The 12,651-nt window shown below is 69.7% G+C and carries 10 protein-coding genes and 2 tRNA genes; 4 read left to right on the top strand and 8 right to left on the bottom strand.

Features of this window, described 5'->3' with window-relative positions; translation table 11 throughout:
• Positions 1 to 23 precede the first annotated feature (23 nt).
• The gene (locus tag ACIA8D_RS13175; RefSeq protein WP_399231544.1) at positions 24 to 1,175 is read left to right on the top strand and encodes an ABC transporter substrate-binding protein; all 1,152 of its coding nucleotides are present in this window, start codon (positions 24 to 26) and stop codon (positions 1,173 to 1,175) included.
• Positions 1,176 to 1,257: 82 nt separating this feature from the next.
• On the opposite strand, the gene ACIA8D_RS13170 is transcribed toward ACIA8D_RS13175, so the two are convergent.
• The 4 genes from ACIA8D_RS13170 to ACIA8D_RS13155 form a co-directional block, all read right to left on the bottom strand.
• Positions 1,258 to 1,331 (bottom strand) — tRNA-Met (locus ACIA8D_RS13170).
• A gap of 69 nt (positions 1,332 to 1,400) precedes the next feature.
• The gene (locus ACIA8D_RS13165; RefSeq protein WP_399231542.1) at positions 1,401 to 3,197 is read right to left on the bottom strand and encodes a tetratricopeptide repeat protein; all 1,797 of its coding nucleotides are present in this window, start codon (positions 3,195 to 3,197) and stop codon (positions 1,401 to 1,403) included.
• A gap of 227 nt (positions 3,198 to 3,424) precedes the next feature.
• Positions 3,425 to 3,498, bottom strand: a tRNA-Met gene (locus ACIA8D_RS13160).
• 47 nt (positions 3,499 to 3,545) lie between these two features.
• Positions 3,546 to 6,449 carry a UPF0182 family protein gene (locus tag ACIA8D_RS13155; RefSeq protein ID WP_399231861.1) on the bottom strand — a complete coding sequence of 968 codons (2,904 nt, stop codon included), beginning with the start codon at positions 6,447 to 6,449 and terminating at the stop codon, positions 3,546 to 3,548.
• 146 nt (positions 6,450 to 6,595) lie between these two features.
• Here ACIA8D_RS13155 and ACIA8D_RS13150 point away from each other — a divergent pair, with 146 nt between their 5' ends.
• On the top strand, positions 6,596 to 7,138 hold the full coding sequence (locus ACIA8D_RS13150; RefSeq protein WP_399231540.1) for a PPA1309 family protein: 543 nt from the start codon (positions 6,596 to 6,598) through the stop codon (positions 7,136 to 7,138).
• Positions 7,139 to 7,218: 80 nt separating this feature from the next.
• Here ACIA8D_RS13150 and ACIA8D_RS13145 read toward each other — a convergent pair whose 3' ends face one another.
• From ACIA8D_RS13145 to ACIA8D_RS13130, 4 genes are all read right to left on the bottom strand, one after another.
• Positions 7,219 to 8,307: a PDZ domain-containing protein gene (locus tag ACIA8D_RS13145; protein WP_399231538.1), complete on the bottom strand. Its 1,089-nt coding sequence runs from the start codon at positions 8,305 to 8,307 to the stop codon at positions 7,219 to 7,221.
• Between the two features lie 51 nt (positions 8,308 to 8,358).
• Positions 8,359 to 8,523, bottom strand: a complete 165-nt coding sequence (locus tag ACIA8D_RS13140; protein ID WP_266713872.1) for a hypothetical protein — start codon at positions 8,521 to 8,523, stop codon at positions 8,359 to 8,361.
• A gap of 103 nt (positions 8,524 to 8,626) precedes the next feature.
• Complete coding sequence (locus tag ACIA8D_RS13135) at positions 8,627 to 9,091, bottom strand: molybdenum cofactor biosynthesis protein MoaE (RefSeq protein WP_399231536.1); 465 nt, start codon at positions 9,089 to 9,091, stop codon at positions 8,627 to 8,629.
• A 109-nt stretch (positions 9,092 to 9,200) separates the two neighbouring features.
• Positions 9,201 to 10,313, bottom strand: coding sequence for an SDR family oxidoreductase (locus ACIA8D_RS13130; protein ID WP_399231534.1), 1,113 nt, complete (start codon positions 10,311 to 10,313; stop codon positions 9,201 to 9,203).
• 192 nt (positions 10,314 to 10,505) lie between these two features.
• Between ACIA8D_RS13130 and ACIA8D_RS13125 the strand changes: the two genes are divergently transcribed.
• Both ACIA8D_RS13125 and ACIA8D_RS13120 read left to right on the top strand, forming a co-directional pair.
• Positions 10,506 to 11,978 (top strand): zinc-dependent metalloprotease, encoded by a 1,473-nt coding sequence (locus ACIA8D_RS13125; RefSeq protein WP_399231533.1) that lies wholly within the window; start codon positions 10,506 to 10,508, stop codon positions 11,976 to 11,978.
• A complete protein-coding gene (locus tag ACIA8D_RS13120) occupies positions 11,975 to 12,499 on the top strand; it encodes an NUDIX hydrolase (RefSeq protein WP_399231531.1) in 525 nt (174 codons plus the stop codon). The genes ACIA8D_RS13125 and ACIA8D_RS13120 overlap by 4 nt, the downstream gene beginning before the upstream one ends.
• The last annotated feature ends 152 nt before the right edge of the window (positions 12,500 to 12,651 follow it).

Below are 12,651 nucleotides of genomic sequence, written 5' to 3'. Positions count from 1 at the left end.
CGGCATTCTTGTACGGAGGCTCCATGCGCACCAGATACGTACGTACGACATACCTGGGTACGACCCTGCTCACGGTCGGCGCCCTGCTGCTCGGCGCGACGTCCTGCGCGAAGAACGACACGTCGTCGGACACCGCGGCCAAGCCCCGCGCTATCAAGGCGGTCGCGGGCTGCGGCAAGGGCTCCTGGACCGATCCGGCGGACCGCTCCGCCGACCGCGAGCCGGCCCGCTGCGACAAGGGCGCGCCCACCCCGCAGAAGCTGAGCAAGCCCCGCAAGCTGACAATCGCGACGGGCACGCTCAGCGCCGAGTACGTGGCCCCGCTCGAAATGGCCGTCAAGAAGGGCGAGTTCAAGAAGGAGGGCCTCGATGTGAAACTGAAGGTCCTCCCCACGCCCGACGCCCTCCCCCTCCTCGCCAAGGGCGACATCGACGCCCAGTGGGCCGCCCCTGAGGCCGCGGTCATGAACGGCATCCTCGGCGGCTTCGACATCAAGTGGGTGTCCGGCAACTTTTCCCCCGACCCCAAGTCCAAGAGTGGCCTGTGGGTACGCCTCAAGAAGGGGCAGAGCGCGGACCGGGTCCGGATGTCGGGCAAGAAGATGGGCACGCTGATCGGCAAGGGCTCGGTCGCCTCGTATCCGATGAACATCGCCCTGAAGGAGCACGGCGGCGGGCTCGACAAGATCCAGTTCCAGCAGCTCGGCTCGGCGGACGTGCTGACCGGGTTGCAGAACGGCGGCGTCGACTCGGCCTGGCTCCTCGACCCGATCTGGCGCAAGGTCGACGGCGACAAGCGCTACGCGTTCCTCGGCGGCCAGCCGCAGGGTGAGCCCCTCGGCGGGATGCTGTTCGGCCCGAACCTGCTCAGCAAGGACCCGGACGCGGGCGTCGCACTGCTGCGCGCCTACATCCGCACGGTGAACACGTACTTCCAGGGCGACTACAAGAAGGACCCCGCGTTCGTCGCCGAGCTGGCGCGCCTCCTGAAGACGGACAAGAAGGTCCTGGAGGAGACGCCTTCGCTGCGGATGGACTGGGAGATCCGCTCCGGCACGACCGACCGGCTGCAAGCGGCCTACAAGGCGGCCGGCGTCTCCGAGGGCGATCCGCTGCCCGAGTCGAAGACGGTGAACAGGAAGCTGTACGAGGAGGCGGTCGGCCACAAGTCTTGAGAACGCCCGGGAAGCCCTGAGAACACCCGCGAAAACGCCTGAGGCCCGGATCCACAGGGGATCCGGGCCTCAGGACTTTCAGTAGCGGGGACAGGATTTGAACCTGCGACCTCTGGGTTATGAGCCCAGCGAGCTACCGAGCTGCTCCACCCCGCGCCGTTGTGTTCACAACTTTACGGTACGCCGCCCGACCAGCGCAAATCCCATGGGCGATCACCGTCGTGGCTACGCCGACAGCTCCTGCCGCAGCGCGTCCCGCAGCCGCCCCGCCCGCTCCGCCACCTCCGCGGGACCGAGCTCGACCGCCCGGGACGCCCACTTCTGCCCCTCGGCGAGATCACCGCGCCGCGCGCACAGCAGCGCGAGCCGGAGCGCCGCGCGCCCGTGCCCCACATCGGCCGCCCGCGTCCACCACAGGGCCGCCTCCGGCTCGCTGCCCTCCCGGGCGAGCAGCAGCCCCAGGTTGAACGCCCCGTTGCGCGACCCGGCCTCCGCGGCCTCGCGGTACCACCGCGCGGCCTCCACCACATCGCCCCGCGCGGCGGCCAGCATCCCGACCCGCACCTGCGCGCGCCGGTGCCCGTGCTCGGCGGCCCGCTCGTACCACTCCTCGCACTCGCTCTTCTCGGTGACGGGCTCCCCCAGCTCGTGCCGGACGGCAGGCGGGCGCCGCACATCGAGCAGCGAGGCGAGCCGGTACGCGGCCTCTCCGCTGCCACCCCCGGCCGCACACCGCAGGTGCCGCTCGGCGGCCGGCTCGTCGCCCTCGCGCTGCCGCGCGATCCCGGCCTGCAGCGCGGCCTCCGTGTGCCCGCCGGCCGCGGCGCGCTCGTACCACTGCAGCGCCGCCGCCTCGTCGTCCCGACTCGCGTACAGGATCCCCAGGTTGAACGCCGCGTCGACGCTGCCGGCCTCCGCCGCCTTGGAGAACCAGGGCTCGGCGCCGACCGCGTCCCCGTTCTGCAGGAGCAGCACCGCCAGCGCGTTGGCCGCCTCGCGGTGCCCCGCGTAGGCAGCGCGCCGGTACCAGCCCTCGGCCTGCGCGGTGCGCTGCTGCTCGGCGCAGAGCAGGCCGAGGTTGTACGCGCCGTTGTTGTCGCCCGCGTCCATGGCCGCGCGGTACCAGCGCTCGGCGGTCTGCGTCTCGCCTCGCTCGGCGTGCAGGGCGCCCAGCGCGTTCGCCGCATTGCCGTCGCCGTCCTGGGCGGCCCGCAGCCACCACACGGCGGCGCTCTCCTCGTCGCCCGCGTCGCGCAACAGGAACGCGAGGGCGCACGCGGCGCGCGCCTCCCCGTCCTTGGCGGACGTCAGGTACCAGCGCCCGGCTTCCTTCAGCTCACCGCGCTTCTCCAGGATCGAACCGAGGTGCAGCGCGGCCCGCCGGTGCCCGCGCGCGGAGGCCTGCCGGTACCACTGCTCGGCCTCTTCCGCCGGGTTGCCGCCGTCCCCGGAGACGAGCACGTCGGTACCGCCTTTCCGGTCGAGCGCGCGGGCGAGCCGGTACGCGGCCTCACGGTGGCCGCGCTCCGCGGCGACCCGCATCCAGCGCTCGGCGCCGACGTCGCTGCGGTGCTCCAGAAGATCGGCGAGCGCGTACGCGCCCAGGGTGTGGCCGTGCTCGGCGGCCTGGCGCAGCCAGTATTCGGCGGCGGGCTCGTCGCCGCGCTCGCGGAAGTGCCGGCCCAGGGCGTGCGCGGCGGGCGCGGAGCCCGCGACGGCCGCGACGCGCCACCATCCGGCGGCCTCGTCCGCGTAGCCGCGTGTGTGGAGCAGGACTCCGAGGTTGTTGGCCGCGGCCCGGTCACCGGCGCCGGTGGCAGCACGAAGGAGGGGCTCGGCTCCGTCGAGATCTCCGCGGCGCAGCAGCATGGCGCCGAGGACGCTCATCGCCTCGACGTCGCCGGCCTCCGCGGCCAGCCGCTGGCGTGCTTCTTCCGCAGCCTCGCCGGGTTCGTCCCGATCCGTCGGCTGCACAAACCGCCCTGTCTCCAACAGAGTTGCCTTGTCCCCCATAACGTCCATCGTCGCACCACCTGCAACCTGGGTACACCTCGTATACCGCAGCCAGTGAGGTCACTTCAGCGTTTTGTCGACATGCCCACAGGGAGACAAGTGAAACACGGATTCCTGAACTCCCCCCGAGGGGAGCATCGTTCGCACATGCTTCGCACATGCCAGGGACTCATGACGGAGGGGGCCCCGACGCACCGAAGGCCCGGAAGCCTTAGCTTCCGAGCCTTCGATATCAGTAGCGGGGACAGGATTTGAACCTGCGACCTCTGGGTTATGAGCCCAGCGAGCTACCGAGCTGCTCCACCCCGCGCCGTTGTGCAGAAACCGTACCACGGCGCGGAGGGATCACCCGACCAGTCAGCCGCCGGCCGCCTCCTTGTTGTCGCTGCCCTTGTCGTTCTTGTTGTCCCCTGCCGCCTTGTCCGCCTTGTTCTGGGCGTCCTCGGCGCGCTGCAGGGCCTCCTGCAGCCGGTCCTGGGCCTCGCCGTAGGCGGTCCAGTCGTTGTCCTTCAGGGCCTTCTGGCCGTCCTTGAAGGCCTCGTCCGCGTCCGCGAGCGCTTCCTTCACCGTCGAGTTCTCCGGCGTCTCGCTCGTGTCCCCGCCAGGCTTCTCCGGCTCGGCCGGCGTCGTATCCCCCTGCACGTCGAAGGCCTGGTTGAGCGCCTCGGACAACGAGTCCGCGAACCCCATCTTGTTGCCGTACGAGACGGCGACCTTGCGCATGAGTGGGTACTCGGCATTGCGGCCCTGGGCGTAGATCGGTTCTACGTAGAGGAAGCCCTTGTCGAGCGGCACCGTCAGCAGATTGCCGTACAGGACCGTCGAGTCGGCACCCTTCATGTCGCGCACCCAGTTGGCCACGGTGTTCGAGGAGTTGAGCGTGTTCTGCACCTGCTCGGGTCCCGCGACCTTGTCCTCGGTGACTCTGAGGAGCCTTATGGCGCCGTAGTCCTTACTGGTCGCGTCGGCGTCGACCGCCATGAACGCTCTCAGGTTGGGCCGGCCGCTCGGCGTGAACGTCGTCGTCAGCGAGAACTGCTGGCTGGTCTGACCCGGCATCTTCATGGACAGGTAGTACGGCGGGACCGCGCTGTTGTCCTTCTTGGTCGGGTCGTTCGGCACCTGCCACGCGTCGGACGCGTTGTAGAACTGGTTCGAGTTCGTCACGTGGTAGAGGCTCAGCAGCTCACGCTGGACCTTGAACATGTCCTGCGGGTAGCGCAGGTGCTCCTTCAGGGAGGCCGGGATCGCGCTCTTGTCCTCGACCGTGCCGGGGAACGCCTTCTTCCAGGTCTTCAGGACCGGGTCCTTGTCGTCCCACGTGTAGAGCTTGACCTCGCCCGTGCCCGCGTCGACGGTCGCCTTCACCGAGTTGCGGATGTAGTTGACCTGGTTCTGCTGGGCCACCACGGCGCGCTGGCTGTCCGCCTCGTTGAGCGAGTCGGCGGTGCTGTCGCCCAGCGTCGTACGGGACGCGTAGGGATAGCCGTTCGACGTCGTGTAGGCGTCGATGACCCACTTGATCTTGCCGTTCACGACCGTCGGATACGGGTCTCCGTCGATCGTCAGCCACGGCGCGACGGCCTCGACGCGCTCCTTGGGAGTGCGGTTGTAGAGGATCCGCGAGCCGTCACCGATGGCCCCCGAGTAGAGGATCTGCGGCTCACTGAAGGCGACGGCGTACGCGGCGCGGTTGAGCGGGTTCGCCAGATTGACGCCGCCCTTGTCCTTGTAGCTGGTCGTCTTCTGGGTGCCGTCGTCCTGCTCGTAGTCCAGTTCCTTCTGCGGACCGCCGACGATCGAGTACTGCGAGGTCTTCTCGCCGTAGTAGATGCGCTGGTTGTAGTTGCCGAGCTTGCCGGTGGTCGGCAGGCCCGACTCGGTGAACTGCGGGGCGCCCCCGGAGGTCTCCGTCCCCTTCGCCGTCACGGCGCCGTAGCCGTGCGTGTAGACGAAGTGGTCGTTGATCCAGTTGCGCTTGTCGAGCTTGCTGAGGTTCAGCTCGCGCAGGCCGACCACGGTGTCCTGGCCGTTGTAGCGGTCCACGTCCAGGGTCGTCGGGAACTGGTAGTACTTCCGCTGCTGCTCGAGCTGCTGGAAGGTGGGCGACACGATGTTCGGGTCGTTGAGCCGGTAGCTCGCCGCCGAGTCGGACTCCGTGCGCTGCTTCTTGGCGTCGTCCGAACCCTTGCCCTTGTAGTCCACGGGCTTGGCACCGTCGATGCCGTACGCCTTACGGGTCGCCTCGATGTTCTTCTTGATGTACGGGGCTTCCTTGGACTGCTCGTTCGGCTGGACCTGGAACTTCTGGACGATGGCCGGGTACAGGCCGCCGATCAGGATCGCCGAGAGCACCATGAGGCCGAAGCCGATGACCGGCAGCTGCCAGGTGCGCCGCCACAGGGTCGCGAAGAAGAGGATCGCGCAGATGACGGCGATGCAGAACAGGATCGTCTTCGCCGGCAGATACGCGTTCGCGTCGACGTACCTCAGGCCCGTCCAGTTGTCCGTCGCCTTGAAGTCGCTCTGCTTCACCGCGAGCCCGTACCGGTCGAGCCAGTACGCGACCGCCTTCAGGGCCACGAACACGCCCAGCAGGACGGAGAGGTGCCCCGTCGCCGCGGCCGTGGCACGCGCGCCCGGGCTGGTGATCCGCAGCCCGCCGTACAGGTAGTGCGTCAGCGCCGCGGCCACCAGGCCGATGACGGCCGCCGCGAACCCGAAGCCGAGCAGGAAGCGGTACCAGGGCAGATCGAACGCGTAGAAGGACACGTCCATGTGGAACTGCGGGTCCTTCTGGTTGAACGGCACGCCGTTCACGAACATCAGCCACGTACGCCACTGGCTGGCGGCCGAGGCTCCCGCGATCAGGCCCACAAGGGCGGTGACGCCGACGAGCAGCCATCGCTTGAAGGGCGCGATGCCCATCCGGTAGCGATCGAGGCTCTGCTGCTCCATCGACATGGCGCTCAGCGGCGGGCGCAGCCGATGCGCCAGCCACACGTTGACGCCGACGGCGAGCGCCATCAGCAGTCCGAAGACGAAGAAGAGCCCGATCTTCGTCCACAGTTGGGTCGTAAAGACGGACGAGAACTTGACCGAGCGGTACCAGAGCCAATCGGTCCAGAATCCGGCGAACATGACGAAGGCCATGCCGAGCACGGCCAGGACGCCCAGCGTCAACAACAGCGTCCGGGCACGCCGGGAGGGTCGGCCGACTCTGATCCGCGGTCCCGTCGGGCCCCCGCCGCGGTCCGGCATCTGGAAAGCCAAGGTGTGCACCTCGAAGTTCGGTATTCGATCGGTCGGTCGGTCGGGCCCCGAGATCGCGGACCCATCACCTATGCAACTTACTCACGCTTTACTCAGTTCCCGGTTCGGGGCAGGAACGAGGCAGGATTGTGACCATGTCCAACACTCCCATGGCAGCGAGCCCCCTCACCCGAGCCGTACTCGAGATCGACGAGTACGCCGCCGGGCTTGGCTGGGACCAGCCCGCTCGCCTCTTCGCCCTCGTCGACACGGCCGCGCTGCGCGCCCAGGAACCCGCTCTCGCCGCCCAGCTCGGGCTCGAGGGCGAGCAGGAGGCCCCCGGCCTCACTCCGATCGAGCAGGACGAGATTCCTGCCGGAAAGCCGCTGGACGAGTTCCTCGGCACCATCGCGTGGCCCGACGCCGTCGTGGGCTGCGCGCTGACGGTCGAGCGCCTCATGCTGCCGCCGTCCGCGGAGGCGTCCGTCCCGGAGGGCCTGAGCGGCAAGAAGCTCACGAAGTGGGTCTCCGAGCACCCGGACCGCCAGGAGGTCCGCATGACGGTCGGCGTGCTGCGCGACGGCACCCGCGACTCGGCGCTGCGGCTGCGCGAGAAGGACGCGACCACCGAGGTCCTCACGGGCTCGAACCTCGTACCGGGTCTCGCGGAGGCCCTGTCGGTGACGTTCGCCGATTGAGCTTTCGCACGTCTACGTAGAGGGGCGCCACCGGATCCGACCGGTGGCGCCCCTCTACGTAGTGCGGTGTTTGCGCTCGCTCAGCCCTTGGCCGTGCACGTGGTCAGGTCGGCCGTGTTGCCGCTGCGGATGTCCTTCAGGGCGTCCATCGCGTCGTCCAGGGTGTTCACCTTGACCAGCGTCAGTCCGTCCGGGGTGTCCTTGGCCGCGGTGGCGCAGTTGTCCTTCGGCGTCAGGAAGTACTGGGCGCCCTTGTCGCGCGCGCCGACGGTCTTCATGCCGATGCCGCCGATGGGGCCGACCTTGCCGTCGTCGTCGATCGTGCCGGTGCCGGCCACGAACTTGCCGCCCGTCAGGTCGTCCGAGGTGAGCTTGTCGACGATGCCGAGGGAGAACATCAGGCCCGCGCTCGGACCGCCCACGTCGGCGAGCTTGATGTCGATCTCGAACGGGAAGGTGTGGTCGGTCCCCGCCTGGATGCCGACGATCGCGCGGTCGTCCTCGGCCTTCTCCGTCTTGATCGTCACGTTCTGAGTGCGGGTCGCTTCCTTGCCGGCCTTCTCGGCGGCGGCCGCCTCCTTGACGGGCACGACCGTGAAGACGACGTTCTCGCCGGGCTTGTGCTTGGTGACGAGCTTGGCGACGTCGGCGGGCTTGGTGACCTTGGTGCCGTCGACGGACTTGATGACGTCACCGGCGTGCAGCCGACCCTGGGCCGGGCTGTCCTTGACGACGCTGGAGACGATCACCCAGGACTTCACGGGGATGCCCAGCTCCTGCAACGCCGCCACCTTGGCGCTCTCCTGGGACTGACTGAACTCCTCGGCGTTCTGCTGCGAGGACTGCTGTTCGGTCTGGCCGTCCGGGTAGAGCGTCTCGTGCGGCACCACGATGCTGTCGTGCGCGAGCCATCCGTAGACGGCCGACACCAGGTTCATGTTGTAGTCGGCGCTGGTGACCCGGACCGTCGTCATGTTCAGGTGGCCCGACGCGTCGTACGTCTTGTGGCCGTTGATCTGGATGACGGGTTCGCCGCCGTGGTCCGCGAGGGTGTTCACCGTCGGTCCCGGCGACATCTCGGCGTAGGGCACTTTGATGAGTACCCCCGCACACAAGAGCGCGATCAGAATCAGGGTCGAGGCGAGCATCGTCGCAGTGCGGCGTGGCATGGAACGACAGTACGGGACGACGCTGTCGGCGCACCTGTGGGGCCGGGCCCGTCAGGTGCCCTGGTGCGACTTCTCCATCGCCTCGCGAAAGCGCGCGTACCCACTGAGTTCCGTGACGTCACCGGTCTTGTGTCGCTGGCGGCCGGCCCAGATGCCCCAGAATCCGGCAGCCACCGCAGCGACAACCGGGATGAGCAGCCACAGGAGCGCTGCCATGCCGACCTCCCGACCCCTTGAGCGACTGCCACTGACGTATCAGCAGATTAACCATCCGCAGTCCCAACGCTCGCCGCAGGGGGGCGGTTACGCAACTGGAGCCTCAGCAGGCTCCCACCCACTCCTCCGTCCCGTCCGAGAAGGTCTGGTGCTTCCAAATGGGCACTTCGTGCTTGAGGTCGTCGATGAGCTTGCGGCAGGCCTCGAAGGCCTCTCCGCGGTGCGGACAGGACACGGCGACGACGACCGCGAGATCGCCCACGGTCAGATCGCCGATTCGGTGCACGGCCGCCAGTGCGCGCACGGGGTACTCGGCGACGACCTTCTCGGCGACGCGGCGCATCTCCGCCTCGGCGGTCGGATGGCAGGAGTAGCCGAGCTTGTCCACGTCGGCCCCGCCGTCGTGGTTGCGCACGGTCCCCACGAAGAGCGCGGTTCCTCCCGCGGCGTCGTCACCGACGGCCGTGAAGACCTCGTCCACGGAGAGCGGCGTCTCTCGGACGGCGAGCAGCTTGATGGGGTCCTGTGCCGCGTGCTCGCCGGGGTGCTCGTGCTGGGTGGGTGCCATGCCCTCATCGTGCCGCACGCCGCCGACAACCGTGAATAGCGTTTTCGACCGGCACGCGCGAGTACCGGGTTGGAGCCTCCTACAGGTGCGCCGTGCGGACGGCCTGGTGTCAGATGCGTCGGCGCGCCTTCCGCACGCGCCGCACCACGGCCGCCGTGCCCAGCAGAGCCACGGTCGCGCCCGCGGCGCCGGCCGCCGTCGCGTCCTTGCGGCCGAGGCGCCGGCCCGCCACCGTGCGCCGGCCCGCGACCTCCTCGAGCAGTTCCGCGAGGACCTCCTCGTTGGTCCACTGGGGGCGCCACCCGGATTCGTGCAGCCGGCTCCCGCTGACCACCCACGGGTACATCGTGTAGGCGAGATCGCCCGCCGGGGAGGGCGTCAGGCCGATCCGGTGCAGCCGGGCCGCCGCGCCCAGGGCGACGGCGGAGGGCAGCTCCATGCGCCGGATGCCGCTGAGCTCCTCGACCTCCTCCTGCTCCAGCCAGCCGTCGCAGCCGACCGCGAGCTCTCCGTCGACCCTCTCCAGGGTCGCGTGCTCCAGGGCACTGCACAGGTCGTCCACGTGGCAGAACTGCCAGGCGGGCCGCGAACCGGCCACCACGAGGAGGCGCGGCGACTCGAAGTACCGGGTGAGCGCCGTGTCCGTGCCGCCGACGAGCACCGCCGGGCGCACCACGGTGACGTTCAGGCCGGGATGCGCGCGCGGGGCGCGGCGGGCGAGCCGCTCGACCTCCAGGAGGTCGCCGACTCCGGTCGCCTCCGCGGTGGCGCGCAGTTCCGCGTCCTCGGCGAGCGGGAGCTCGTTGTCCTCAAGGGCTCCGTAGACCATCGTCGAGGTACACAGGACGACGCGGTGCACGCCCGCGGCGGCCGCGGCGGTGAGCACCGTCTGGGTGCCCCGCACGTTGTACGCGGTGCGGGCCGCGGGGTCGGACTCCAGGTCGAGGTCGAGGGCCAGGTGCACGACGACGTCGGCGCCACGCAGCTTCTCGGCGATGGCCGGGTCCCGCACGTCCAGGACGTGCCAGGTCGCCGATGCGCACTCGCCGCGCCGCTCGTCGATGGCGAGGACCTGCTTGATCTCGTCCGACGCGGCGAGCCGCTCGGTGAGCAGGGCGCCGATGCCGGACGCGGCACCGGTGACCGCGACGACGGGGCCGCGGACGGCTGGACGGGATGCGGGGTTTCGCGCTGCGCGAACCTGCGGATCTGGGGAACTCACCGGGCGTCTCCAGCGGTTGTCTTCAGTACGTACCTGTATGACGCGTACGTACCAGGAGGCATCCATCCTGCCGCAGGCCATTCGTCGGCGAAGCACTGAGGCCCGATCCGGTCATGGTGTCTACGCTGGGTGTGTAGTCGGGCAGTCGCCGCCGGGCCCAGAAACCGGCGGCCCAACCAGCCGAGGAATCCCGTGAGTGACACCCCATTCGGTTTCGGCCTTCCGCCGGAGGAGCCGGAAGACGGCGACGAGGGCAAGAAGAAGGACCAGCAGGGCGGTGGCGGTCAGGGACCGGCCGGCCCGTTCGGATTCGGGTTCCCGGGCCTGCCCGGCGCGGGCGGCCCGGGAGGCGAGGGCGGGGACAACCCGTTCGCGGCCATGTTCGGCTCGATGAATCCGAACGATCTGGGGGCGGCCTTCCAGCAGCTCGGGCAGATGCTCTCCTACGAGGGCGGCCCGGTGAACTGGGACATGGCCAAGGACATCGCCCGCCAGACGGTCTCGCAGGGCACGCAGGACGGCGTCAAGGACGCCAGCGTGGGCCCCGCCGAGCGCACCGCGGTCGAGGAGGCCGTGCGCCTGGCCGACCTGTGGCTGGACGACGCGACGTCGCTGCCTTCGGGCGCGCACTCGTCGGTGGCCTGGAGCCGCGCCGAGTGGGTCGAGGCGACCCTCCCGGTGTGGAAGGAACTCGTCGACCCGGTCGCCGAGCGCGTCGGCATGGCCATGGGCGATGTGCTGCCCGAGGAGATGCAGGCCATGGCGGGCCCGCTGATCGGCATGATGCGCTCCATGGGCGGCGCCATGTTCGGCCAGCAGATCGGGCAGGCCATCGGCGTGCTCGCGGGCGAGGTCGTCGGGTCCACGGACATCGGCCTGCCGCTGGCCCCGGCCGGCAAGGCCGCGCTGCTGCCGCTGAACATCGAGTCGTACGGCAAGGACCTCGGGGTCCCCATGGAGGAGGTCCGCCTCTACCTGGCGCTGCGCGAGGCGGCCCACCAGCGGCTGTTCTCGCACGTGCCGTGGCTGCGCTCGCACCTGTTCGGCGCGGTCGACGGGTACGCGCGCGGGATCAAGGTCGACACCTCGAAGCTGGAGGACGTGGTCGGCCAGTTCGACCCGCAGAACCCCGAGCAGATCCAGGAAGCACTCCAGCAGGGCATGTTCCAGCCGGAGGACTCCCCGGAGCAGAAGGCCGCTCTGGCCCGCCTGGAGACGGCTCTCGCCCTCGTCGAGGGCTGGGTCGACGCGGTGGTCCACGCGGCCGCGAAGCCGCGTCTGTCGTCCGCCGACGCGCTGCGCGAGACGCTGCGCCGCCGCCGCGCGACCGGTGGTCCGGCGGAGCAGACGTTCGCGACGCTGATCGGCCTGGAGCTGCGTCCGCGGCGCCTGCGTGACGCCTCGCGCCTGTGGGCCTCGCTCACGGACGCGCGCGGTGTGGACGGGCGGGACGGCCTGTGGGCGCACCCGGACATGCTGCCGACGGCGTCCGACCTGGACGACCCGGACGGCTTCGTGCACCGTGACGAGCAGCTGGACTTCTCCGAGATCGACAAGATGCTCGGCGAGGCGGCGAGCGGCCGCTCCACCGAGAAGCCGGACCTGAAGAAGGACCAGGACGGCAGCGGCGAGGGCGACAAGGGCGAGGGCGACTCCGACAAGTGAGCCTGTACGACGACACGGTCCTCGTGCTCAAGAGCTACGAGGACCAGCCGGACCTGCGCCAGACGTATCTGGACCATCTGTCGGAGCACGACGCCGACGGCCTGTGGAAGCCCTGCACCGCGGGGCACATCACGGCGAGCGCCCTCGTTGTCGACCCGTCGCGCGGGCGCGTGCTGCTGACGCTCCACAAGAAGCTGCAGATGTGGCTTCAGATGGGCGGGCACTGCGAGCCGGGCGACTCGACGCTCTCGGCGGCGGCCCTGCGCGAGGCGACCGAGGAGTCGGGCATCCCCGGCCTCACGCTCCTCGCGGGCGGCCCGGTCCGCCTGGACCGGCATCCGATCCCGGGGCCGTGCACCCAACACCTGGACGTGCAGTACGCGGCGCTCGCCCCCGCGGACGCCACGGAGGCCATCAGCGACGAGTCCCTGGACCTGCGCTGGTTCCCGTACGACGAGGTGGCGGACGTCGCCGACACGTCCGTGGTCCGTCTCGTGGAGGCCACGCGGGCGCGGCTCTAGAGAGGCATGCGTAAGGGGCGAGCACACATGGTGCTCGCCCCTTACGCATGTCCCCGGAGCGGCTAGGGCTTGTCGTTTGGATCAGGCCGGATCAGGGAGCGGGGCCTGGTGCGTGCGATCGCAAGGCGGAGGAGGGAGGCGACGCGGAGCGT

This window comes from Streptomyces sp. NPDC051684 (genome assembly GCF_044453445.1).
Lineage (GTDB): Bacteria > Actinomycetota > Actinomycetes > Streptomycetales > Streptomycetaceae > Streptomyces.
This window is presented reverse-complemented; position numbering and strand designations above follow the sequence as displayed.

What these genes read in the sequence shown, in the direction of transcription:
- ACIA8D_RS13150 (WP_399231540.1), top strand. Translation starts at nt 6,596, where the DNA reads ATGTCCAACACTCCCATGGCAGCGAGCCCCCTCACCCGAGCCGTACTC.
- ACIA8D_RS13165 (WP_399231542.1), bottom strand. Translation starts at nt 3,197, where the DNA reads ATGGACGTTATGGGGGACAAGGCAACTCTGTTGGAGACAGGGCGGTTT.
- ACIA8D_RS13140 (WP_266713872.1), bottom strand. Translation starts at nt 8,523, where the DNA reads ATGGCAGCGCTCCTGTGGCTGCTCATCCCGGTTGTCGCTGCGGTGGCT.
- ACIA8D_RS13155 (WP_399231861.1), bottom strand. Translation starts at nt 6,449, where the DNA reads ATGCCGGACCGCGGCGGGGGCCCGACGGGACCGCGGATCAGAGTCGGC.
- ACIA8D_RS13135 (WP_399231536.1), bottom strand. Translation starts at nt 9,091, where the DNA reads ATGGCACCCACCCAGCACGAGCACCCCGGCGAGCACGCGGCACAGGAC.
- ACIA8D_RS13175 (WP_399231544.1), top strand. Translation starts at nt 24, where the DNA reads ATGCGCACCAGATACGTACGTACGACATACCTGGGTACGACCCTGCTC.
- ACIA8D_RS13145 (WP_399231538.1), bottom strand. Translation starts at nt 8,307, where the DNA reads ATGCCACGCCGCACTGCGACGATGCTCGCCTCGACCCTGATTCTGATC.